Annotated in this window: 21 protein-coding genes; 15 read left to right on the top strand and 6 right to left on the bottom strand. The window is 65.7% G+C overall.

The features are described from left to right. The first annotated feature begins 4 nt into the window (after positions 1-4). The 13 genes from BMY35_RS09915 to BMY35_RS09850 all read left to right on the top strand — a co-directional run bounded on the left by BMY35_RS09915 (position 5) and on the right by BMY35_RS09850 (position 16296). A complete protein-coding gene (locus tag BMY35_RS09915) occupies positions 5-1240 on the top strand; it encodes an efflux RND transporter periplasmic adaptor subunit (protein ID WP_093197625.1) in 1236 nt (411 codons plus the stop codon). Further along, positions 1237-4410: an efflux RND transporter permease subunit gene (locus BMY35_RS09910; protein ID WP_093197622.1), complete on the top strand. Its 3174-nt coding sequence runs from the start codon at positions 1237-1239 to the stop codon at positions 4408-4410. The genes BMY35_RS09915 and BMY35_RS09910 overlap by 4 nt, the downstream gene beginning before the upstream one ends. A gap of 74 nt (positions 4411-4484) precedes the next feature. Further along, positions 4485-5180: a heavy metal response regulator transcription factor gene (locus BMY35_RS09905; protein ID WP_093197620.1), complete on the top strand. Its 696-nt coding sequence runs from the start codon at positions 4485-4487 to the stop codon at positions 5178-5180. Next, entirely contained in the window at positions 5177-6574 is a 1398-nt protein-coding gene (locus BMY35_RS09900; protein WP_093197617.1) for a heavy metal sensor histidine kinase, read from the top strand. The genes BMY35_RS09905 and BMY35_RS09900 overlap by 4 nt, the downstream gene beginning before the upstream one ends. 139 nt (positions 6575-6713) lie before the next feature. Beyond that, positions 6714-7652, top strand: a complete 939-nt coding sequence (locus tag BMY35_RS09895; RefSeq protein WP_093197615.1) for a DedA family protein/thiosulfate sulfurtransferase GlpE — start codon at positions 6714-6716, stop codon at positions 7650-7652. Between the two features lie 127 nt (positions 7653-7779). Then, positions 7780-9018, top strand: a complete 1239-nt coding sequence (locus tag BMY35_RS09890) for an MFS transporter (RefSeq protein ID WP_093197612.1) — start codon at positions 7780-7782, stop codon at positions 9016-9018. A gap of 44 nt (positions 9019-9062) precedes the next feature. Next, entirely contained in the window at positions 9063-10484 is a 1422-nt protein-coding gene (locus BMY35_RS09885; RefSeq protein WP_093197610.1) for a cache domain-containing protein, read from the top strand. Continuing rightward, entirely contained in the window at positions 10481-11122 is a 642-nt protein-coding gene (locus BMY35_RS09880; protein WP_093197607.1) for a response regulator, read from the top strand. The genes BMY35_RS09885 and BMY35_RS09880 overlap by 4 nt, the downstream gene beginning before the upstream one ends. Before the next feature lie 366 nt (positions 11123-11488). Next, positions 11489-11734, top strand: a complete 246-nt coding sequence (locus BMY35_RS09875) for a hypothetical protein (RefSeq protein WP_093197605.1) — start codon at positions 11489-11491, stop codon at positions 11732-11734. 625 nt (positions 11735-12359) lie between these two features. Then, positions 12360-13292, top strand: a complete 933-nt coding sequence (locus tag BMY35_RS09865) for a retron St85 family effector protein (protein ID WP_093197600.1) — start codon at positions 12360-12362, stop codon at positions 13290-13292. Next, a complete protein-coding gene (locus BMY35_RS09860) occupies positions 13279-14190 on the top strand; it encodes a retron St85 family RNA-directed DNA polymerase (RefSeq protein ID WP_093197597.1) in 912 nt (303 codons plus the stop codon). Before BMY35_RS09865 ends, BMY35_RS09860 begins: the two co-directional genes overlap by 14 nt. 510 nt (positions 14191-14700) lie before the next feature. Then, positions 14701-15546: a class I SAM-dependent methyltransferase gene (locus BMY35_RS09855; protein ID WP_093197595.1), complete on the top strand. Its 846-nt coding sequence runs from the start codon at positions 14701-14703 to the stop codon at positions 15544-15546. Positions 15547-15663: 117 nt separating this feature from the next. Next, complete coding sequence (locus BMY35_RS09850; RefSeq protein ID WP_093197593.1) at positions 15664-16296, top strand: DUF938 domain-containing protein; 633 nt, start codon at positions 15664-15666, stop codon at positions 16294-16296. A gap of 14 nt (positions 16297-16310) precedes the next feature. Here the strand turns inward: BMY35_RS09850 and BMY35_RS09845 are convergent, their stop codons facing one another. Next, complete coding sequence (locus BMY35_RS09845; RefSeq protein WP_093197590.1) at positions 16311-17156, bottom strand: HEAT repeat domain-containing protein; 846 nt, start codon at positions 17154-17156, stop codon at positions 16311-16313. A 71-nt stretch (positions 17157-17227) separates the two neighbouring features. After that, positions 17228-17506: a hypothetical protein gene (locus BMY35_RS09840; RefSeq protein WP_093197587.1), complete on the bottom strand. Its 279-nt coding sequence runs from the start codon at positions 17504-17506 to the stop codon at positions 17228-17230. A 196-nt stretch (positions 17507-17702) separates the two neighbouring features. Here BMY35_RS09840 and BMY35_RS09835 point away from each other — a divergent pair, with 196 nt between their 5' ends. Both BMY35_RS09835 and BMY35_RS09830 read left to right on the top strand, forming a co-directional pair. Continuing rightward, complete coding sequence (locus BMY35_RS09835) at positions 17703-17990, top strand: HU family DNA-binding protein (protein WP_093197585.1); 288 nt, start codon at positions 17703-17705, stop codon at positions 17988-17990. 174 nt (positions 17991-18164) lie between these two features. Next, positions 18165-18704: a C40 family peptidase gene (locus BMY35_RS09830; RefSeq protein WP_093197582.1), complete on the top strand. Its 540-nt coding sequence runs from the start codon at positions 18165-18167 to the stop codon at positions 18702-18704. Between the two features lie 27 nt (positions 18705-18731). Here the strand turns inward: BMY35_RS09830 and BMY35_RS09825 are convergent, their stop codons facing one another. The 4 genes from BMY35_RS09825 to BMY35_RS09810 are packed head-to-tail and all read right to left on the bottom strand — an operon-like array spanning position 18732 to position 23725. After that, entirely contained in the window at positions 18732-19451 is a 720-nt protein-coding gene (locus BMY35_RS09825; protein WP_256228287.1) for a DUF2894 domain-containing protein, read from the bottom strand. Further along, positions 19444-20109 (bottom strand): OmpA family protein, encoded by a 666-nt coding sequence (locus BMY35_RS09820; RefSeq protein ID WP_093197580.1) that lies wholly within the window; start codon positions 20107-20109, stop codon positions 19444-19446. The genes BMY35_RS09825 and BMY35_RS09820 overlap by 8 nt, the downstream gene beginning before the upstream one ends. Then, a complete protein-coding gene (locus BMY35_RS09815) occupies positions 20106-22994 on the bottom strand; it encodes a DUF802 domain-containing protein (RefSeq protein WP_093197577.1) in 2889 nt (962 codons plus the stop codon). Before BMY35_RS09815 ends, BMY35_RS09820 begins: the two co-directional genes overlap by 4 nt. Continuing rightward, positions 22991-23725 (bottom strand): DUF3348 domain-containing protein, encoded by a 735-nt coding sequence (locus tag BMY35_RS09810; protein WP_093197575.1) that lies wholly within the window; start codon positions 23723-23725, stop codon positions 22991-22993. Before BMY35_RS09810 ends, BMY35_RS09815 begins: the two co-directional genes overlap by 4 nt. Positions 23726-23832: the final 107 nt, after the last annotated feature.

The raw sequence follows: 23832 nt of genomic DNA, 5'->3' as shown, positions 1-23832 counted from the left end.
TGCCATGACGACCCCAGACACCACCACGCACCCCCTGTACCAACGCCGATCCACCTGGCTCGCGGCCTCCGCGCTCGTGCTCGTGCTCGGCGGCGGCGCCTGGGCGCTCACCCACCACGCAGCCAACGCCGCCAAGCCCGACGCACCGAAGACGCCGCCCGTTCAGGTGACCACCGCACGCGTCGCCACCCAGACCGTGCAGGTCTACCGCTCCGGCATCGGCACCGTCGCCTCGATGGCCACCGTCACCGTCAAGGCGCGCATCGACGGCCAGCTCGACAAGGTCGGCTTCGTCGAGGGGCAGGACGTGAAGGCCGGCCAGCTGCTCGCCCAGCTCGACCCGCGCACGCTGCAAGCCCAGCTCGCGCAGGCACAGGCCACCAAGGCAAAGGACCAGGCCACGCTGACGAACGCCCGCGCCGACCTCAAGCGTTACACCACCTTGATCGCGCAGGACGCCGCCACGCAGCAGCAGGTCGACACGCAGAAGGCCCTCGTCAACCAGCTCGAAGCGGCGGTGCAGAACGACGCGGCCCAGGTGCAGTACGCCGAGGTGCAACTGAGCTTCACGCGCATCACTTCTCCGATGAACGGTCGGGTGGGCGCGCGGCTGGTGGACCCGGGCAACATCGTGCATGCGGCCGACACCAACGGGCTGGTGGTCATCAACCAGATCGACCCCATCGCCGTGCAGTTCACGCTGCCCGAGGACGCGGTGCAGGACATCAACCGCGTGCAGCAGCAGAGCAGCCAGCCGCTCTCGGTGGTGGCCTACGACCGCAGCGGCACGCAGATGCTGGGCACCGGCAAGCTGATCTTGCTGAACAACCAGATCGACACCACCAGCGGTACCGTGCAGCTCAAGGGCAGCTTCACCAACCCGCAGCACACGCTGTGGCCCGGCCAGTACGTCAACGTGCGGCTGCAGCTCGACCGCAGGGCCGATTCGCTCACGCTGCCCGCCGCCGCCGTGCAGCGCGGCCAGGACAGCACCTACGTCTGGACGGTCGATGCCGAGAACAAGGTCGCCAACGTGCCGGTGCACGTGGTGCAGATCGCCGACGGCACGGCCGTGATCGACAAGGGCCTGGAGGCCGGCCAGCGCGTGGTGGTCGACGGCCAGTACAAGCTCAAGCCCGGCGCCACCATCGTCGAGCCACCGGCCGCCGCGAAGAGTGCCGTCAAGGACGCGGTGAAGGACGCGGCGAAGGTCGCCACCAGCAGCGGGAGCAGCAATTGAGCATCTCCGCCGCATTCATCAAGCGCCCCATCGGCACCACGCTGCTGGCGCTGGCCATCCTGCTGGTCGGCGCGGCGGTGTTCCCGCTGCTGCCGGTGGCGCCGCTGCCGCAGGTCGACTTTCCGACCATCCAGGTCTCGGCCAACCTGCCGGGCGCCAGTCCGGAGACCATGGCCTCCAACGTGGCGCAGCCGCTGGAGCGGCAGTTCTCGCTGATCGCGGGGCTGTCGCAGATGACCTCGACCAGCGGCCTCGGCTCCACCCAGATCACGCTGCAGTTCGACCTCGACCGCAGCATCGACGCCGCCGCGCTCGACGTGCAGGCCGCCATCAATGCATCGACCGGCCAGCTGCCCGCCAACCTGCCGAGCCCGCCGACCTTCCGCAAGGTGAACCCGGCCGACGCGCCCATCCTCATTCTCTCGGTGCAGTCGAAGACGCTGCCGCTCACCGAGGTGAACGACTACGCCGACAACATCCTCGCGCAGCAGATATCGCAGATCTCGGGCGTGGGCCTGGTCAACATCGGCGGCGTGCAGAAGCCGGCCGTGCGCATCCAGGTCGACCCGGCCAAGCTCGCGGCGCTGGGCCTGGGCCTGGAAGACGTGCGCACCGTGCTCGCCTCGGCCACCGTCAACGCGCCCAAGGGCACCATCGACGGGCCCAACCAGAGCTTCACCGTCTACACCAACGACCAGCTGCTGAAGGCCAAGCCCTGGAACGACGTGGTGCTGGCCTACCGCAACGGCGCGCCCATCCGCGTGAGCGACCTGGGCGTGGCGGTCGACGGCCCCGAGAACGCCAAGATCGCCGGCTGGGCCTATGCCGGCGCCGCCGCGCCCGAGGGCAGCACCGTGCAGAACGGCCGCTCCATCGTGCTCGCCATCACCAAGCAGCCGGGCGCCAATGTCATCGAGACGGTGGACCGAATCAACGCCGCGCTGCCCAGGCTGAAGGCCTCGATCCCGCCGACGGTGGACGTCAACGCCATCATCGACCGCACCCAGACCATTCGCGCCTCGGTGAAGGACGTGGAGTTCACGCTGCTGCTGACCATCGCGCTGGTGGTGGGCGTGATCTACGTGTTCCTGCGCAACGTGCCGGCCACGCTCATCCCCAGCGTGACGGTGCCACTCGCGCTGCTGGGCACGGTGGCGGTGATGTACCTGCTGGGCTACAGCCTCGACAACCTCTCGCTCATGGCGCTGACCATCGCGGTCGGCTTCGTGGTGGACGACGCCATCGTGATGCTCGAGAACATCTACCGCTACGTGGAAGAGGGCATGTCGGCGGTCGAGGCCGCGTACAAAGGCGCGGGCGAGATCGGCTTCACCATCATCTCGATCTCGGTGTCGCTGGTGGCGGTGTTCATTCCGCTGCTGCTCATGGGCGGCATCGTGGGGCGGCTCTTCCGCGAGTTCGCGGTGACGGTCACGCTCACCATCGTGGTGAGCGTGGTGATCTCGCTCACGCTCACGCCCATGCTGTGCTCGCGCTTTTTGAAGAACGAGCACGGCAGCCAGCACGGGCGGCTCTACCAGCTCTTCGAGCGCGGCTTCGACGCCATGCTCGGCGCCTACAAGCGCGGGCTGCACGTGGTGCTCGACCACCAGTTCATCACGCTCATGACCTTCATCGCCACGGTGGCGGCCACGGGCGTGCTCTTCGTGTTCATTCCCAAAGGCTTCTTCCCGCAGCAGGACACCGGTTTCATCTCGGGCTTCGCCGAGTCGGCGCAGGACGCCTCCTTCGCCTCGATGAACGCCCGCATGCTCGAGCTGGCCGACGTGGTGCGCAAGGACCCCGACGTGACCGGCTTCGGCATGAACGGCAGTTCGTCCACCTACAACACCGGCAATTTCTTCATCAGCCTGAAGCCGAAGGACGAAGGCCGCACCGCCACCGCCGACGAGATCATCGCGCGCCTGCGCCCGCAGCTGGCCAAGGTGCAGGGCGTGAACCTGTTCCTGCAGGCGGGCCAGGACATCCGCGTGGGCGGTCGGGCCTCGCGCACGCAGTACCAGTACACGGTGACCGACGCCAACCTCGACGAGCTCAACACCTGGGCACCGAAACTGCTCGAGCGCTTCAAGCAGCTGCCCGAGCTCACCGACCTGGCCACCGACCAGCAGAACGCCGCGGCCTCTGCCGTGCTCACCATCGACCGCGACCGCGCATCGAGCTTCGGCATCTCGCCGGCCGTCATCGACGCCACGCTGTACGACGCCATCGGCCAGCGCCAGGTGGCGCAGTACTTCACGCAGCTCAACAGCTACCACGTGGTGCTCGAGGTAACGCCAGCGCTGCAGCAGGACCCGGCGCTCTTCAGCAAGCTGTATCTCAACTCGCCCATCACCGGCCAGCAGGTGCCGCTGTCGACCTTCGTGAAGGTGGACACCAGCAAGACCGCCTACCTGTCGATCAGCCACCAGGGCCAGTTCCCGGCCGTGACCATCTCGTTCAACCTCGCGCCGGGCCATGCGCTGGGCGACGCGGTGAACGCCATCAACAAGGCCCAGGCCGACATGGGGCTGCCGCAGTCGCTCACCGGTTCGTTCCAGGGCACGGCGCAGGCCTTCCAGGACTCGCTGGCCACGCAGCCCTACCTGATCGCGGCGGCGCTGGTGGCGGTGTACATCGTGCTGGGCCTGCTGTACGAGAGCTACATCCACCCGCTGACCATTCTCTCGACGCTGCCCTCGGCCGGCGTGGGCGCGTTGCTGATACTGATGGCGGGCGGCTACGACCTGAGCGTGATCGCGCTGATCGGCATCATCCTGCTCATCGGCATCGTGAAGAAGAACGGCATCATGATGATCGACTTCGCGCTCAAGGCCGAGCGTGAGCAGGGCATGACGCCGCACGACGCCATCTACCAGGCCTGCCTGCTGCGCTTCCGCCCGATCATGATGACCACCATGTGCGCGCTGCTCTCGGGCCTGCCGCTGATGCTGGGCCACGGCTCGGGCTCCGAGCTGCGCCGGCCGCTGGGCTACGCGATGGTCGGCGGGCTGATACTCTCGCAGGCGCTCACCCTGTTCACGACGCCCGTGGTCTACCTATACCTCGACCGCGCCCACTACTGGTACATGCGACGCAAGGAAGCGCGCAAGGCCCGCAAGGCCGCGAAGGAAGGCAAGGCTCCCGTGCCTGCCGAGGTGCACGGATGAACGCGGGTTGATGCCGGTTGATGCTGGCTGATGCCGGAAGGGGTGGAGACGAAGACAAGAAGGCAGAACGCGCCATGAAGATCCTGATAGTCGAAGACGAACTGAGAACCGCGGACTACCTCTCCAAGGGGCTGACCGAGCAGGGCTGCGCCGTCGACATGGCACACAACGGAATCGACGGCCAGCACCTAGCGCTCACGCACGAGTACGACGTGATCGTGCTCGACGTGATGCTCCCGGGCCAGGACGGCTTCTCGGTGCTGCGCGCGCTGCGCGCCGTGAAGCAGACGCCGGTCATCATGCTCACCGCGCGCGACCGTGTCGAAGACCGCATCAAGGGCCTGCACGAAGGGGCCGACGACTACCTCGTCAAGCCCTTTTCTTTTCTCGAGCTGCTTGCGCGGCTGCAGGCGCTGAACAGGCGCGGCCGCAAGCAGGAGCCGATGCAGCTGCGCATCGCCGACCTGCAGATCGACCTGCTGGCGCGCAAGGCCTTCAGGGGCAGCACCCGAATCGACCTCACGGCCAAGGAGTTCGCTCTGCTCGCGGTGCTGGCGCGCCGCCAGGGCGAGATCCTCTCGAAGACCGCCATCGCCGAGCTGGTGTGGGACATGAACTTCGACAGCAACACCAACGTGGTCGAAGTGGCCATCAAGCGGCTGCGCGACAAGATCGACGTGCCCTTCAGCCCGAAGCTGCTGCACACCATCCGCGGCATGGGCTACGTGATGGAGGTACGCGAGAGCGGCGGGGAGGGCGCCGCGTCGTGAAGCGCTCCATCACCGCTCGGCTGGTGATCATGTTCGCGGCCGTGGCGCTCGCGACCTTCGCGCTGGCCGGCTTCGCGTTGCACAACGTGCTGGCGCGCGAGCTGGAGCGGCATCAATACGAAGAACTCGACACCACGCTCAAGAGCCTGCAGTTCTGGATCAAGGCCATCGGCAGCCCCGAGCGCTGGTCGCGCGTGCAGGCGCGCATGGACGCGCTCACGCCCGAGGACGGCAGCGTGCGCTTCTGGGTGCTCAGCGACGATCCGCGCTTTCAGTACGGCAAGGGCCTGGCTGAGATCGACGGCCTCACGCGCGAGGCCAACGGCCACACCAGCGTGATCGAACTGCCGGGGCAGGAGCGGCCGTTCCGCACGCTCTCCGTGCACATCGATCCCTTCGAGCAGCGGCCCGCGGTACGGTTGATCGTCGGTCGCAACACCGAGCCCTATGCGCGCACGCGGCAGGCCTTCTTGAGCGCGCTGGTCGCGCTCGGGCTGGGCGCGGTGCTGGTGGTGGCCTTCGCGGGCTACTGGATCGCGCGGGTCGGGCTGAGGCCGCTGGAGCGGCTGTCGAAGGAGGCGCAGGCGCTTCGGCCCAAGACACTGTCGCAGCGGCTGCGCGCGGAGCCTTTGCCCGTGGAGCTCTCGGCGCTGGCCGAGGCCTTCAACGGCGCGCTGAGCCGGCTGGAAGAAGCCTACGGCCAGCTCGAATCGTTCAACGCCGACGTGGCGCACGAGTTGCGCACGCCGCTGGCCAACCTCATCGGCAGCACCCAGGTGGCGCTCTCGCGCCAGCGCAGCGCGGGCGAGTTCCAGGAGGTGCTGCAGGCCAACCTCGAAGACCTGGAGCGGGTGCGCTCCATCGTCAACGACATGCTCTTCCTCGCGCGAGCCGACCGCGGCGAGGTGGCGACAGGGCTGGTGCTCACGCCGGTGGCGCAGGAGGTGCGCAAGACCATCGAGTTCTTCGAGTTCGTGCTCGACGAGACGCGCGCGCAGGTCGTCATCGAGGGCGACGTGCTCGCCGAGGCGCGGCTGGAGAGCGCGCTCTTCCGCCGCGCCATGTCGAACCTGCTGCAGAACGCCATCGAGCATTCGAAGCCGGGCGCGCGGATCACCGTCACGCTTCGCGAGGAGGCCGCCGCGACCTGGATCACGGTTTCGAACCCCGGCGCGCCCATCGACGGGCAGCATCTGCAGCACCTGTTCGACCGGTTCTACCGTGTCGACGAGGCGCGCAACGACGGCGGCGAGCACCACGGCCACGGGCTGGGGCTGGCCATCGTGAAGGCCGTGGCGAGCATGCATGGCGGGCAGGTCAGCGCATCGAGCCAGGGGGGCTTGAATACCTTCGGCTTCAGCGTGTCGCGCACCCCTGAAAAAACCGCCGGTTGACGCTGTTTGACGCCGGCTGGAGCCATCCGCCAATGGCCTGTGCCCGGTACGTTCTTGGGCCATGCCCGAGAATCGCTGCCGGCATGAACAGCACGCAACCTCCGCAGATCTCACCCGCATCCGGGCCACAAGGGCAGCCATGGCACAGCTGATGTCCCTGCTCGTGCAGAACGCGATCCTGGTGGTTTTCGCCGCCAGCTTCGCTGCGCGCCTGGGGCTGCCGGTGCCGGCGGCGGCGGTGTTGGTGCTCACGGGCGCGCTGCTGGCGGCGGGCGATGTCTCGGTGGCCGGCGTGGTGCTGGCGGCCGTCATCGCCAACCTGCTGGGCGACGGGGCGTGGTTCTATGCCGGGCGACGCTTCGGCTACCGCTTCATGCGCCTGCTGTGCCGCATCTCCCTTTCTCCCGACTCCTGCGTGCGGCGCGGCGAATCTCTCATTTCCGACTGGGGCGGGCTCTCGCTGGTTGCCGCCAAGTTCGTGCCGGGCGTGTCGGTGGTGGCACCGCCGATGGCCGGGGCGCTGGGCATGTCGGTGCGGCGCTTCATCGGCTTCGACATTGGCGCGGCGCTGGTGTGGACCGGGCTCTTCCTCGGGCTGGGCTGGGTGTTCCGCAACCAGATCCAGGAAGTGCTGGCCATCATGGCGCAGGCCGGCGGCGTCGCCACCGCCGCGCTGGCGGTGGTGCTGCTGGTGATCCTCGCGGTGCGCTACTGGCGCCGGCGCGCCTTCATGCGGCTCACGGGCATGCCGCGCATCTCGGTGGAAGAGCTGCACGAGCTGCTGAGCGGCGAGGAGCCGCCGCTGGTGATCGACGTGCGCGGCAAGGCCGGCGTGCAGGTCGACCCGCGCCGCATTCCGGGGGCGCAGGCCTACACGCTCAAGGCGCTGCAGCAGCGCAGCCTCGACCTGTCGCATGCGGCGGGGCGCGACGTGGTGCTGTACTGCAACTGCCCCAACGAGGTGTCGGCCGCACAGGCCGCGCGCGTGCTGCTGGCGCGCGGTGCGCGGCGGGCCCTGCCGCTGACGGGCGGGCTCGACGCCTGGGTGGCCTCGGGCCGGCCGACCACGGTCGACTGAGGCGTAGTTGTCCCGAGGGCCTGCACAGGGCCCACGCCAGCAGAAACCGGCTGCGCGTGCTAAGGTGCCCGGCCTTCGGGTTAACCCTGAATCCAGCCTTCTCGCAACCGGCAACCGGGATTCCTCCGTGTCCTCTTCATCCTCCACGGCCCCAGCGGCCCACGCTGCCTATCCTTCCGCTCCGGGGCTCACGCCCGCGCTCACGCTCGTGTTCGCCGTCGCCTGCGGGCTGTGCGTAGCCAACATCTACTACGCCCAGCCGCTGATCGGCCCCATCTCCGACACGCTGCAACTGCACGCCGGCCTGGCCGGGCTCATCATGACACTCACCCAGCTCGGCTACGGCGCCGGCCTGCTGCTGCTGGTGCCCCTGGCCGACGTGGTCGAGAACCGCAAGCTCATCATCGGCGCGCTGGCCGGCGCGGTGATCGGGCTGGTCGGCATTGCGCTGTCGGGCTCGGCCGTTACCTTCCTGGCGGCTTCTTTCGTGGTGGGCACCTGCGCTGTCGCGGCTCAGGTGCTCCTGCCTTTCGCCTCGCACCTCGCGCCCGAGGCCACGCGCGGCAAGGTGGTCGGCAACATCATGGCCGGGCTGCTGGGCGGGATCATGCTGGCTCGGCCCTTCGCCAGCGTGGTGGCGTCGGCGCTGGGCTGGCGCGCGGTGTTCGGCCTGTCGGCCGTGCTGATGTCCTCGCTCATCGCCGTGCTGTGGCGCGTGCTGCCCCGGCGGCACCCGCATGCCTCGGTGGGCTACGCGCGCACCATGGCCTCGCTGCCCAGCATCGTGTGGAACACGCCGCTGCTGCGCAGGCGCAGCCTCTACCAGGGAATGATGTTCTCCGGCTTCCAGGCCTTCTGGACGGCCGTGCCGCTGGCGCTGGTGCACGAGTTCGGCATGGGGCAGGGCGGCATCGCGCTGTTCGCGCTGGCGGGTGCGGCCGGCGCATTGCTCGCGCCAGTGGCGGGCCGGCTGGCCGACAGGGGCTGGACGCGGGCCGCCACCGGCTGGGCCATCGTCGTCGCGCTGCTCTCGTTCGTGCTGGGCGCCGTTTCCATGCACTACCACTCGCTGGCCGGGCTGGTCGCGGCGGGCATCCTGCTCGACGGCGCCGTGCAGCTGTGCCAGGTGCTCAACTTCCGCAGCCTGTTCATGCTGGCGCCCGAGCTGCGCGGCCGCATCAACGGGCTGTTCATGACCTTCATCTTCATCTGCGCGGCGGTGGCCTCGGGCATCGCGGCCGCCGTGTACGCCTTCCATGGCTGGGGCGGGCTGTGCCTGCTGGGTGGCGGCTACGTGCTGGTGGCGCTGCTCTACTACGCGACGGAGTTCAGGCGGGCATCGGTGCCTGCTGCCGTCGGCGGCTGACCCGACCTGGCGGCCTCCAGGCGCGGTGGTAGCCTTGCCACCCGATGAACCTCCGCACCAAGATCGTTGCGCTCGCCGTCGCACCGCTGCTCCTGGCGCTGGTGCTGGTGGCCCTTGCGGTGCGCCACCAGGAGAACGACCTCGCCCAGCGCGAGCGGGCCCTCATCGAGAACAGCTACATGGCCCAGCGCCGCAGCGAGCTGCGCAGCTACGTGGACCTGGCCGTCAGCAACCTGATGCCGCTGTACGAATCGGGCCAGGACGACGAGGCCACCCGCAACGAGGCCCTGCGCCGGCTGGCCGCGCTCAACTACGGCGACGACGGCTACTTCTTCGTGTACGACCTGGAGGGCAAGTCCCTCATGCACTCGCGCCAGCCCGAGCTGGTCGGGCAGAACCTCTGGGAACTGCGCGACTCGCATGGCCGCTACACCATCCAGGAGCTGATCAAGGGCGCGAAGGAAAACGGCGGCGGCTACGTCGAGTACGAATGGCGCAAGCCATCGAGCGCGCAGCTGGCGCCCAAGCTCGGCTACGTGACCGCCATGCCGCGCTGGAACTGGATGGTGGGCACCGGCCTGTACCTCGACGACATCCAGTCGACCATGGACACCCTCGACCGGCAGGTGAACGCCAACGTCACCGCCACGCTGCTGTGGATAGCCGGCATTGCCGCGCTGTGCCTCGGCGTGGTCAGCGCCGCCGGCCTGCTGCTCAACCTCAGCGAACACCGCACGGCCGAAGCCAAGCTGCGCCTGCTCGCGCGGCGCGTGGTGCAGTCGCAGGAAGAAGAGCGCGGTCACCTCGCGCGCGAGCTGCACGACGGCACCAGCCAGACGCTGGTGTCGGCCAAGCTGCTGATCGAATCGGCAGTGGAGTCGCTCGACCGCCAGCAGCAGCCCACGCCGCCCGCGCTGGTGAAGGCGCTGCAGCGGCTCAACGATTCGCTGATAGAGGTGCGCCGCATTTCGCACCGGCTGCGCCCCGCCTTGCTCGACACCCTGGGCCTGCCCGCCGCACTGGAGCGGCTGGTCGACGAGTTCAGGGAAGAGGGCGGCGGCGTCGATGCCTCGATGATGATCGGCGGCGAATCCTTCGAGCTGCAGCCCGAGGTGAAGACCGCGCTCTTCCGCCTCACGCAGGAGGCGCTGACCAACGTGCGCAAGCACGCCAACGCGCAGCACGTGCACATTGCGCTGAACTTCGACGAGGAAGAAGGCGTGCGGCTCGAAGTGAGCGACGACGGCACCGGCTTCGACATCGAGGCCGTGCAGCTCGACCCCCGGCGCGGCATTGGCCTGCGCAACATGCGCGAGCGCATGGAAGCCATTGGCGGGCGGCTCACCATGTGCAGCAACGCCGGGCGCACATCCATCGAGGCCGAGGTGCCCGCCCGCAGCGCGAGGGCAGCAGCGGCCGAACAGAAACAGCAGGCACACGCGCCTGCATCAGGCGCCAGAGCATGACCACCGCCAAGACCATCCGGCTCTTTCTTGTCGACGATCACCCGCTGGTACGCGACGGCCTGCGCGCCCGGCTCGGCTCCATGCCCAACCTGGAGATCGTCGGCGAGGCCGGCAGCGCCGCCGAGGCGCTGGAGCTGGTCGACAGCGTGCGGCCCGACCTGATGCTGATGGACGTCGGCATGAAGGACATGAACGGCATCGAGCTCGCGGAAGTGCTGCTGCAGCGCCAGAGCGCGACGCACATCGTGATGCTCAGCATGTACGACAACCCCGAGTACGTGCAGAAGGCCCTGCAGGTGGGCGCGCGCGGTTACGTGCTGAAAGACGCGCCCGCGGCGGAGATAGTCGCGGCCATAGAGGCCGTGTCGGCCGGCGGCACATTCCTGAGCCCGGCCGTGTCGAAAAAACTGTTTCGCACGCAGGAGCCCAGGCCGCTGCTCACCCCGCGCGAGAGCGAGATTCTTTCGGCCCTGGGCCGGGGCGAATCGAGCAAGCAGATCGCGCGCGAACTGGGCCTGAGCGTGCGCACGGTGGAGGCGCACCGGCAGAGCATCAAGCGCCGGCTGGGCATCGAGGGGCAGGCGGAACTCATCAAGTACGCGGTGGAACATGCGCGCGAATTCGGGCGCGATTCCTGAGCTGATGCCGCTGCTTCTGCTGCCTCTTTTTCGCTGATTGACCCGGCCACTGTCAGCGCTTTGTGGACTGGCGCTGCGGCCTCGCGATTACTCGAAGGAATCGAGAAATTCTGGGCAGAAAGTTATTTCTGCGCGGGGCTGGTCTTCTATACAGTGAATGCCCCTGTGGTTGAACGACCCACCAAGTGGGCATGGAGGGCAGAGCACACAAAGACTTCTCTTGAGTGAACCGCGTTGCCTTGCGGCGGGCTGTTGGTGCGACTTGCATCGACGCGAACGTGAGGCGCAAAAGGCGACGGCCAAGGTGCGCGAACACCTTGACCGTCTAACCAAATGACGTGCGATACCTTGGAAAGGGCACACCAAATGGCTAAACGAATTATGGCCGGGCCTGCAAAGCCGGCATCCGCGGACGCGACCACCACGACACGGGACCCGTCTGGTCTTCTGGAGAACAAGCTGGAGCAGTTGAACTCGCTGCTCTGGTGCTTCTACGGCGCCGGGGACGGATGGTTCCAGGATGCGGGGGAGGCGCATCGGGAGAATCTGCTTTGGATTGCTTCTGATTTGGCGCGGGAGGCGGTAGAGTTGTTTCAGGAGAGTGCGGGCTGATGCGTTCCAGCACTAAGCACTCTATTGGATGACAGCGAAGGGATGGGTTACATCCCGAGGTAGCAAGTGTTCAGCAGGAAAAATTGCCAGACGCGCTTATAGGAGGGACCCAGATGGTCACGTATGAGGAAATCTATATCCGGACTCAGTATGACGGGAAGGATTTGATGTCCGTGGAGGAGATCTACTACTACGACGACGATGGGGAAGAGCAGATATGCCAGGAGGCAACTGACGCATGCATCGACATTTCTACGTGCGCCGATCAGGGGGCTGACTTGTGGAGCTGGCTCAGAGAGCAAGTCGAGAGCCGACTGAGGCAGGCCAAGATCACATACCGAAGCCTTTTCTTTGAGGATGACCGCGGAGACTAGCGGACATCAACGAGGAGTCTTCTGTCGTCGCAAGGCTTGACATGCTGCCAAAAGGATCGATACGATCGTGCAGTTCTTACGCGCTCTACGGATGGGTCACGTAGAAACAGTCGGGCGATTCGCCAGACTTTCAATGATTGAGTGCATTTACCGCGGTGAAACCGGCTTCGGGATCTCCTGCGGGCACTCGGAGAACCCGAAGCCGGTTTCACCGCGCAATTTAAGGTAAGAGCTTTTCTTGCACATACGTGATGAGGGACGAACTTTTTGCAAAGATTGACCTGCAGTCGTCACGATTGAAGCCCTATCAGGGCTTCATTTTTTTGTGCGGTGGACAAACCGATATCCGATCTTACGAGCCGGTTTCTATCCGAGACGCGATGTATCGGGAACTGGCCAAAGACAGTGCGATAGAGAAGCGCATACGCGTAGCCGAACACTACAAGGACTGGTCTCATGAGTCCATCTATCGAGACCTCGTCTCTTTCGAGCGGCACTTGGCAGAACTCTCCTCAGTCATCGTCTTGGTACTCGAAAGCCCGGGGTCCATCGCGGAGCTTGGGCTATTTTCCGTGGTGGAGGAATTTCAAGGAAAGTTGCTCGTTTTTATTGAGACGAACCACTACAAAAGCGCTTCCTTCATCAAGTTAGGTCCCGTTGATTACCTCGAAAAGTTTCACGGTAACTCTGCCGAATGTCACCGTTGGATGGTCGAAGTAGATCGCCAGTTCAAGTTCGACCCCAAAGCAGCGCAGGAACTGCAACCTGAATTGGCTGAGGCTATCTTGAAGCGTGCCAAAAAGCCGGCGCCAGAGCATGCGTTTAGGCCAACGTCATGGTTCGACACCGCACTCTTGATCTGTGACCTTCTTAGTCTTTGCTCGGCGCTAACTCTGCGCGAAATCCGAGGCATTCTTGAGCAACTTGATCATGCCAAGACAGAATCAGAACTGAAGCAGTATCTCTTTCTCTTGGAGAAAGTCGAACTAATTGCGGTGGAGCCAAAGGGAGATCAGAGGTTCTACGTTGGTATTGAGGATAGACAGTTCTACTGGTTTCATATCCGCGAGGGAACGGTTGATTTATCTCGCTTCAGGGTTGACCAGATAGCAGACTACGCGCAGAACGACAAGAAGCGATTTCGTGCAATTCAAGAGGTAAGGAAGCGCCATGCTCGGAGCTAACGATCTTCTTTCTCAGATGTCGTCCGACTTTGGCATGCTGCCCAACCATCTGCAGAGCATCGTTCGCACTGCGCCCATACGATACAAAGTCTTTTACATACCGAAGCGTAGCGGCGGGCTTCGCGAAGTTGCGCAACCTGCCCGAGAGGTAAAGGCAATTCAGCGGTGGCTCATGGCACATTTCGGGCCACTCTTGCCGCTCCACGAAGCTGCGACCGCATATCGCCCTGGAGCATCGATAAAGAACAACGCGCTACGGCATGTAGATAGCGACTACTTGCTCAAGATGGACTTCAGGAATTTCTTCCCGTCCATCCTCATGACCGACATCATTCGTCACCTTAAGATTCACTGCGGGCAGCAGTACGACGCGTCTGCGATAAAGTTGATCGCCTACGTATGTACTTGGGCGCCAGGGCGGCAAGGGCCTCTGAGACTTTGTATTGGAGCCCCAAGCTCTCCCCTACTATCGAACAGCGTGATGTTTGATTTCGACACGCAGCTCTCGTCTGTTGCCGCAGCGGATGGTGTCCGCTATACCCGCTACGCTGATGACTTAGCACTCTCAGTGTGTCGTTCGGGGGCACTCAAAAATTATCCGAGCCTTGTGTCAAAGATCGTTGCGGACTTGAAGTATCCCCAACTGAAATTGAATGAAGGGAAGACTGTCTTCGCCTCTCGTGCAGGGCGAAGAGTCGTTACTGGAGTGACACTAACAGCAGATCACCAGCTATCAATCGGGCGGACTCGCAAGCGTGAGATACGCGCCATGTACCATCGCATGGTCTTGGGAAAACTGAGTGCAGAGGAACAACGAGAGCTCGCAGGGTTGATTGCATTCGCGGACGATATTGAACCCGGTTTTGCCGCTTGGCTATCGAGCCCTAAGAAGCTGTAAGCTCAAGGGTCAATATAGGATCCGCGTCTCGCGGTTCTCACTTTGAGTTACGTTGAACACTGTAGGGTGAGCGATATCGCGGTACCTGAGCGAGTATTGATTCGAGACGTTGAAGTTGGATAGGACAGCCATCACGGTCTGGCGGCGAGCCTGCAACTAGATCAGACAGCAGTCGATGACGAATGTCACTGTAGGGATGCATCTCCTGTGTAATGGCGATCTAGCCCTAAGGCACTTCCACGACAACAAGAGGTCGTCTTGTGCAGCTCCGGAATTTCTTACGTCGAATGGCATGCCGAAAAGGGGCAGACTGAGGTCCTTGTCGACGATTGGCTTGAGCCGCTCGCAGCATGACGTTGACGAGGTAAGCACACAGGGTCACCATTGTGTATCGTCGACAGTGCTCAATCACGCGGTCTGTCCGTTGTAGAAACTAGGCTCGCGACGGATCGGTAGCCCCAACGGGCTAACCAAGGGCACCGCCCAGACCACCTTTCAAGGAGACACCCCATGGCCGAAACCGACAAGGTATTCGCGGGTTCGATCCCGAAGTTCTACGACACGCTCATGGTCCCCCTGATCTTCGAGGCCTATGCCCTCGACATGGCGGAGCTGGTCGCGGCCTCTTCGCCCGGCGCGGTGCTCGAAACGGCGGCCGGCAGCGGCGTGGTCACGCGGGCGCTTGCGCCCAGGCTCGGCGCCGGCGCGCGCTACGTGGTGACCGACCTCAACCAGCCCATGCTCGACTACGCCGCCACCCGGCAGGGCGACGGCGCCGATGGCAACAGCGGCAGCAGCACCGGCAACATCAACATCGAATGGCGGCAGGCGGACGCGCTCAAGCTGCCGTTCGAAGATGCCTCGTTCGATGTCGTCTGCTGCCAGTTCGGCGCGATGTTCTTCCCCGACCGCACCGCTGGCTATGCCGAAGCGCGCCGTGTGTTGAGGCCGGGTGGGCGCTTCGTTTTCAACGTGTGGGACCGCATCGAGGAGAACGCCTTTGCCGACGAGGTCACCAACGCCATGGCCGGGCTGTTCCCGCAAGACCCTCCGCGCTTCCTGGCGCGCACGCCGCACGGCTATCACGACGTCGCGCTCATCCGCGAAGACCTGAGCCGCGCAGGCTTCGCCAGCATCCAGATCGACACGCGCGAGAAGCTCAGCCGCTCACCCTCGGCGCGCGAGGTCGCCACCGCCTATTGCCAGGGAACGCCGCTGCGCAACGAGATCGAGTCGCGCGACGCCAACGCGCTCCAGCTGGCCACGGACCGCGCGGCACAGGCGATTGCGAGCCGTCATGGCGAAGGCCCGGTGGCAGGCAAGATCCAGGCGCATGTGATCGTGGCGGCGGGGTAGGGGCGCAAGTCGCACGGGTGTGGCCCGGTCAGCCCCGCAGCGCCGAGCGTGGGGCCAACTGCGGGTACAAACTGCAGTTCCCGATCTCGCCCAGCCACTCTTTCTCTTCAAATTCAAATGTCCAGTCTTCCCCACAGCCCTGCCGCCGACCGCAACAAGCAGCCGATCCTCGACGCGTTGACCGGCATCCTCGGCGACGAGGGCGCCGCCCTGGAGATCGCATCCGGCACGGGCCAGCACGCAGCGTGGTTCGCGGCTGCGTTGGGCAGATGGACCTGGCAGCCCACCGACGCAGACGCGCGCATGCTGCCCGCAATGGCAAGCCGCGTCGAGGAGGCCGCGCTGCCCAATCTGCGCCCGCCGCTGCTGCTCGACGTGATGGCGCCTCGATGGCCATCGGAGGGCTTTGCGTTCGCAGCAGCAACAGAAGAAGAAAAGCAGTTCGACGCGATCTTCTGCGCCAACATGCTGCACATCTCGCCTTGGGCCACATGCGCCGCGCTGATGCAAGGGGCCGCGCGGCATCTGCGTGCCGGCGGGGTGCTCGTCACGTACGGGCCCTACATCGAAGACGGAGTGCCGACGGCGCCGAGCAACATCGCGTTCGATGAAGACCTGCGTGCGCGGAATCCCGAGTGGGGTATTCGGTGGCTGGAGGATGTGGCTGTGGAGGCGCGGAGGGCGGGGCTCGTGTTGCGGGAGCGGCATGCGATGCCTGCGAACAATCTGTTGCTGGTTTTCCGTTCTTAGGCCAGTCAGATCATCTAGGCCGTGCTCGCGGTACACGCTGCGATGGCCGCCTGGAGGCGACCAGACCAATAGCTATCGAGCTTCGGCGAGCCCCGGTCTCGTGCAATTGCCTGCAATGCTTCCAGCAGCAAGGTGCTCGCCAGCTTCTCTGCAGCCTCCAACTCATACACCCGGCAGTCGGCGTCCAGATGCTCGACCAGATAGTCGATAGCTCTTGCATCACCTCGCGCCGCCAGTCCAACGAGCGCCTCGCCGCGGACCTCGGCATCTCTGTCTTCCAGGTTATTCCACAGAAGGTCGCGAATCTCTGGCGTGTCTTCTTCGTGGGCTGTTCCCAGGCCGAAGGTGGCCCAGTTGCGTACGTCATCGTCGGCATCGGCTGCGAGTCGACACAACGCTTCAATGGAGGCGGGTTCAGGGTACCGGCCCAGCGCGACCGCGACATTCCACCGGACCGACTCATTGCGGTGAGCCGACAGTCGCACGAGTTCCGGCAATGCCGCGGGATGCGGCCGATGGCCGAGTCCTGAGGCCGCCGCACAAATCACCTCGTCGTGCGGATCATGCAGGCCGGCAAGCAGCAGTGCCTGTGTCGCGTCCATACCGTATTCGGTGCTGCCGAATTCGGCGCTGCGTACTTGCTTGCGTAGTTGGGATGCGACATAGAGGCCGAGAGCCCTGCGTCTCCAGCTGGCATTGCCTGACAGCCGTTGCACAAACTCGAGCATCTGAGGCGATCCGCGCATCTGCAGTTCGACGATGGCGCGCCAGCGCTTTTCGCTGCCCCAGCCGCGTAGTGCCATGCGAATCAACTGCCGCTGGGTTCGCGTTTTGGCAGAGCTCCTTGCCGCTTTCTTCATCGCGGGGATGTTATCTACCTACCTTGCACATGGAAAAGCCAGTCGAGGCCGATCGAATCGGCAAAGCTATCTCACCGCCAGGGCGACTCCATCAGCGCCACGTCCTCGAACGACAACTCCCGCACGGCCCCACCATCGCGCGGCACCGCATACCAGCAGCGCCCAAGCGGTATCCGCCCATTGGCGTACATCACGCGAACCACCGCTTCCTGCGCGCCAAGCCGCAGCACATGTGCCCCAACCGTCCGCTCCGCGTGCGTGAGCGCGAACTCGGCCAGCGCACGCTCGCATGCGAGCCGGTGCCAGCGCCTGTGGTCCTGCCAGGCCCGAAAACGTTCGAACAGCGTCATCGTCGGTACTTTTCATCCAGTCCGGGCCGGAGTTTCGTGCATCCACAACGTGCATCGATCACGATGTTTCACTTTTGAAACGCGGGTGTGTGTCTTCATTCCCCGACGGGGCGTTTAAAGTTCGAGCCCGGTGCGCTCCGTGCGCACCTGTTTCATTTCAATCCATCCATCGTCCGACCAAAGAAAGACACCCGTTTTGAACAAGACCGACCTCATCGCCGCCATCGCCACGGACACCAACCTGAGCAAGGCCGACGCCGCCCGCGCGCTCGACTCCGCCATCGACAACCTGTCGCGCGCGCTGGCCAAGGGCGACACGGTGCAACTGATCGGCTTCGGCACCTTCGCCGTGGCCAGCCGTCCCGAGCGCACGGGCCGCAACCCTTCGACCGGCGAGCCGATGACCATCAAGGCCAGCAAGGCGCCGAAGTTCACCGCCGGCAAGGCGCTGAAGGACGCGGTCAACGCGCCCGCCGCAGAGTAAGCAAGTAAGAAAAGAGACCCAAAAGAACGCGCAGGAGGCACGCGCAGGCCTCTTGCCCACACTTCCCTCCGTGGCGCCCGCGCAGCAGTGCGGGCCGCGGAGGGGCGGCATCTTCAGGAAACCGTCGCATTCCGCGCTAGAGTTCGTGCAGGTTCACGAGCCCAGCCATCCGACATGTACGACGCGCCTGTGCCGACACCCCCATCCACCACCACATTGCAGCAGTGGCTGCTTCGGCTTCTTTCGATAGGGGCCTGCCTTCTGTTCATCGGCTGTGCGAGCCCCTCGGGACCACGGCAAGGCGGCGGCCCCGGGCCCGTCATCGGCGGAACCAGCACGTTGACGGCCGAGCAATCGAACAGCATCGCGATCCATGCGCTCGGCCTCGTGGGCACGCCGTACCGCTACGGTGGCAACACGCCCGACGGCGGCTTCGACTGCAGCGGGCTCATCGGCTACGTATACCTCAACAGCGTGGGTGAATCGCCGCCTCGCACGGTGGCGCGCATGACGGCCTTCGGCAGCCCGGTGGCCGTGTCCGAGCTTCGCACTGGCGATCTCGTGCTCTTCGGCTCTTCCACGCCATCGCATGCGGGCATCTACGTTGGAGGAGGGCGCTTCGTGCATGCGCCTTCGACGGGCGGCGTGGTGCGGCTCGATCGGCTCGATGGCGTGTATTGGTCGCGCCAGACGGTGCAGGCGCGGCGGCCTTGAGCTGCTTCGGCTGAGCGAGTAGAGTCCTCAGCCGGATTTGCTGCCGCGACCGCTCTTCTTCGCGCCCTCGGCACGCGGGCTCGCAGCATTCGCCGCTGCAGCAGCACCATTCAGCTGCTCGACCCACGACAACGCATCGACATACGCCATGAACCGGTTGAGGTACTCCGGCGACATGTCGCGCATGAGCGTGAGAGAGCGGTGCACGAGCTGGTGCGAGTTGAGCGGGCCGGCGTTCTGGGGCACCTTCGCGCGCGACTGATTCAGCCGCCGGTCGGCGCTGAGTTTGGACCACGTGCTCTTGAAGTAGCGGATCGACTTCAGCTCGGCGGCTGGCGCAGGCGCTGCAGCGCGAGAAGAGGGGCGAGGCGCTGCCTTGCCCGTCGCTGTTGTCTTCGCTGCCGTTGCTGCCGTTGTTGCCGTTGTTGCGGGAACGTCGACGGCAGCCGGCGCATGCTTCGCGATGTGCTCGATGAGCTCAGCGAATGCGTCGCGCTCGGGCTCAGCCGGCTGCTCCGCAGCTTCCGCGGACTTCGCCTTCTCCAGATCCTCGCCATACGCCGCAAGCAGCGCGATCACCTTGTCGTCGACGATGCGCCGCACTTCGCCATCGAGCGCAGCCGCGCGCCGGGCCATCGCCTCGATGACGCGAAAGCGCACCGGATCGAAGCGCTGGTCGCCACGCGCGAGCGCCGCGGCGACCATGGCGCCGGTGTCGCGAGCGGTGGCGTCTTCCTGCTCAGTCACGAGGCTTCGCGTTGGCGCTGGAAGAAGAAGGGCGCGGCGTGGGTGCCATTTCCACGCGACGGTTCTTCGAGCGGCCATCCGCGTCGGCATTCGACGCCACGGGCTGCTCGGAGCCGAAGGCGGCGGCGAAGATCGTCGATGACGGCACGCCGGCCTCGATCAGCGAGCGCGTCACGGTCAGTGCGCGTTGTGCCGACAGCTCCCAGTTGTCCGCGAACTGGCGTGCGTTGTCGCGCATCTGCCGGTCGTCGGTGAAGCCGCTCACCATCAGGATCTCGTCGCGCGACTTGAGATAGGTGGTCAACGGCGCGGCCAGGCTCTTGAGCAGCTGCTTGCCCTCGGGCTGCAGCTCGGCCGAGTTGAAGGCGAACAGCACGTTGCCGCTGATGCCGATGCGGCCGTTGGTCAGCGTCACGCGGCCGGCGGCAAGCGGTGCCGCCAGGGCCTGTTCGAGCGTCTGCAGGCGCTTGGCTTCGGCCTGTCGCTGCTTGACTTCGGTTTCCAGCTTCGACGCCAGCTCCATCTGCATGCCGAGCGCGCACACGAGGATGAGCACGAAGGCGCCGAGCAGGCCGGCCATGAGGTCGCCGAACACGGCCCATACCGGCACGCCGGGCTCGTCGAAGCCGGCCTCGATGTCTTCGCGGGTGCCCATCATGCTTCGCTGTCCACGGGCGCCTGCAGTTGCTTCTCTTGCCTGCTGGCGATCTGCTGCATGTCTTCGACGATCTGCTTCTGCGACATGATGCTCAGGTCGATCACCTCGCGCGCCTGCGCGACGTAGTAGGCGAGCTGTTCATCGCTGCGCGAGATCGATTTGCCCAGCGCGCCTTCGATGCGCTGCAGGTGGGCCGCGAGCTTGTCGTTCGACTGGCTGAAGAGCTGCACCGCGAGGCCGAAGGCCTCACCCAGGCTGGCCACTTCGACGGCGCTGCCGGCGATCTGTGCGGCCACGTTGCTCATCTTGTCGGACTCGGCTTCGGCCTTCTCGGTGAAGCGGCTGCCGACGCGCTCCAGCATCTCGGCCGATGCCGACACCAGCGTGTCGATGGCCGCGCGCTGTTCGGTCGAGGCGTGGTTCACCGCGTCGAGCAGGGTCGAAAGCGTTTCGAGGATGCGGCTGCGCTCTTCCAGCATGGTGTTGTCGCGCGCCATGCTGTCGGCGAGCTTCTGGCGCAGCTCCGTTACCACTTCGGCTGCGGCACGTGGCGCTTCCGAAGCGGCCTGCAGCAACTGGGCGATCTCGGTGACGGTGCTCTTCGCGTGCGCCTCGGTCTGCGCCGACATGTCGCGCGCGGTCTGGGCCATGGTGTCGAAGAGCTGCTGCTGCTGGCTCGCGTTGTGCGAATTGGCCTGCTGCCATTCCTGCTGCAGCGAGGCGGCCATGGCGCCCAGCGATTGCGTCCATGCAGCGAGGCGCTGTTCGTCGCGCGACGCCATCTGCGACATCGCATCGGCCGCGGCCTGCGGTGCCTCGGCGGCGGCCTGCAGCAGCCGCGAGATCTCGGCGACGGTGTTCTTTGCGTGCGTCTCGGTCTGCGCCATCGTGTCGCGCGCGGTCTGCACCATCGTGTCGATGAGCTGCTGTTGCTGACCTGCGTGGTGCGCGTTGACCTGTTTCCATTCCTGCTGAAGCGAAGCGGCCATGGCGGTCAGCGATTGTGTCCAGGTCGCGAGGCGCTCTTCGTCGCGCGATGCCATCTGCGACATCGCGTCGGCAGCAGCTTGCGGTGCCTCCGATGCAGCCTGCAGCAGCCGCGCGATCTCTGCGACCGTGCTCTTCGCGTGTGCTTCGGTTTGCGCCATCGTGTCGCGAGCGGTCTGCGTCATCGCGTCGATGAGTTGCTGCTGCTGGCCTGCGTGGTGCGCGTTGACCTGCTGCCATTCCTGCTGCAGCGACGCGGCCATGGTGGTCAGCGATTGCGTCCAGGCCGCAAGGCGCTGCTCGTCGCGCTGTGCCATCTGCGACATCGCGTCGGACGCGGCCTGCGGTGCTTCGGCCGCGGCCTGCAGCAGTCGCGCGATTTCTGCGACGGTGCTCTTCGCATGCGTCTCGGTCTGCGCCATCGTGTCGCGTGCCGTCTGCGCCATGGTGTCGAGCAGCTGTTGCTGCTGGCTCGCGTTGTGTGCGCCGGCCTGCTGCCATTGCTGGTGGAGCGAGGCGCCCATGTCGGCCAGCGATTGCGTCCAGGCCGAGAGGCGCTGTTCGTCGCGTGCGGCCAGCTCGGTCTGCAGCTTCGCGTGCGCCTGGTCCACGGTCTGCAGCAGCGATGCGGTGTGCTGCTCGAACGCGGCGGTGGCGGAGGTAAGGGCCTGGTGCGCATCGCCCGACAGCTTCTCGCTGACCTGCTGGTGCTGCGCGAGCGCGTCGCCCCAGGTCTTCGACACGTTGCCGACGGTGCTTTCGAGGCGCGCGGAGACGCTGTCCACCAGCGCGGCGGAGCGCTGCTCGAAGGTCTGCGCGAAGTGGTCGTGCGAGCCGCGCACGTCCTTCGACAGCGCTTCGCTGGTGTGCTGGTGTTCGGCGAGCGCGGTCTTCCAGGTGTCGGCCACGCGGTCGGTGGTGGCCTCGAAGCGGCCGGAGAGGCCGTCGAGCTGCTGCTGCACGGTGTTCGAGATGGTCTGGTGCAGCGCGGCCGTCTCGCGTGCGATGCCGGCCATGGTGGCTTCGACCACGGGCTGGATCGCGGCGCCCGCGACGCGCGCGCTCTCGGTCAGGCTCTGCTTGAGCGACTGGTCGACGGAGGAAGCGAGGTTTCCGTACACGGCCTCGGCCTTGCTGTGGAAGCTGTCCTGGCTGGCCGCGAGCCGGTCGCTGAGGGACTGGTTCTGCCGTTCGATGGCATGCACCATGGCCTGCAGCTGGCCGATCATCTCGGGCATGGCGTGGGCCTGCTGCTGCAGCAGCTTGAAGGACTCTTCGCGCTGGTGCGTCTGCGAGAAGACGCGCAGCACGGTGGCGATCTTCGTGTCGAGCAGTTGCCCGGCCTGCAGGCGCTCGCGGCGGCTCAGTGCAGAGGCCAGGCCGAGCATGGCCGATGCGGCCACGCCCGCCACCGAGGTGCCGAAGGCGAGGCCGAGGCCCTTCACGGGCGCGGAGAGCGAATCGCGGATGGTCTGCAGGTCGGTCGAGCTTTCCAGTGCGATGCCGGTGCCCCTGAGCGTGACCACCATGCCGATGAAGGTGCCCAGCATGCCCAGCAGCACCAGGAAGCCGGCGAGGTAGGGCGTGAGGGCGGGGCCGGGCAGGCCCACGCGTTCGCCCTCGATGCGCAGGCGCACGGCGTTGCGCAGCGAGGGATGCAGCCGGTCGAGCCAGATGCCGAGGCTGTCGGGCGGGGCCGAAAGGTCGGCCGTGGCCTGCGCCAGGCTGTCGGTGGCCTGCTGGAAGCGGTACAGCTCCAGCGCGCCCATGATGTAGAACGCGCCGATGATCAGCGTGACGGCCAGCGCCAGCGGGTTGGTGCCGATGTATCCGGCGCCCACCCAGCCCACGACGGCAAGGCCAGCGACAAATACGGCGTAGTGGAGGAATCGGGTCATGAGGTCCTGGTGGCCTGGGTGCGAAGGGCATCGAGCAGCCCTTCGACCGGTTGAAATCTGAAGTCCAGTTCGGCGAGCAGCACGTCCTGGGCGTCCTTGCGGAACACGTCCAGCCACTCGTCGGTGGGCTGGGCGCTGTGGGGGTTGTCTTCTGTCTCGGATGCTTCGGCGTCGGCTTCCGCCGGCGGAGCTTCGGCGGCCTTGCGCAGGCGCTCGAAGTGCCGCTCGAGGATGCCCGGCACGGCCGACAGCAGGCTGTATTCGCGCGCTTCGAGCACCTGCGCCATGACCACGTCGACCGATGCGAGCCGGGCCATGGCCGGCGACTTTGCCGCCATGGCCGCGCGCAGCTTGCCGCGCAGCGTGCTCGCGCCTGCTTCCATGGCTTGTTGCCGGGCCAGGTAGCGGCGCTTGTAGGGGGTGAAGTCGGAGGCTGCGTCCTTGCCGGCGCCGAAGGTGTCGTCCTCGACGATGGCAGTGGCCAGCGCGGCTTTCACGCGCTGGCATTCGCTTTCTTCGTTGTTGCGGGGCGCGCGGAGGCCGGTTTGCGGCGTTGCCGGGGCACCGTCGAGCGCGGCGGACAGCGAGATGGCGTCGGTCCAGCCGAACCACTGGCTCAGCCGGTCGGCGGTGGGTTGCGCGGGTTCCCGGGCGTCGACGTTGGAAAGCCTTGAGAGCAAGCGAATGAGCGCCGAGCCGTTGAAACCTGTGCGCCTTGAAACTTGCTCCATGCCCCCTGAAAGCGCCCGATTGCGCGTGATCCGAAAAACCCGGCAGTCTACAACAGGGCCCTCTGTCCGAGCCCTTCTGCCAAGGCCCGTCAGGCCCCGGCTATGTA

The organism is Variovorax sp. YR750 (assembly GCF_900109805.1).
In the GTDB taxonomy this organism is placed as follows: domain Bacteria; phylum Pseudomonadota; class Gammaproteobacteria; order Burkholderiales; family Burkholderiaceae_C; genus Variovorax; species Variovorax gossypii.
Note: the sequence above shows the minus strand (reverse complement) of the source record. Positions and strands in the feature narration are given on the sequence as shown.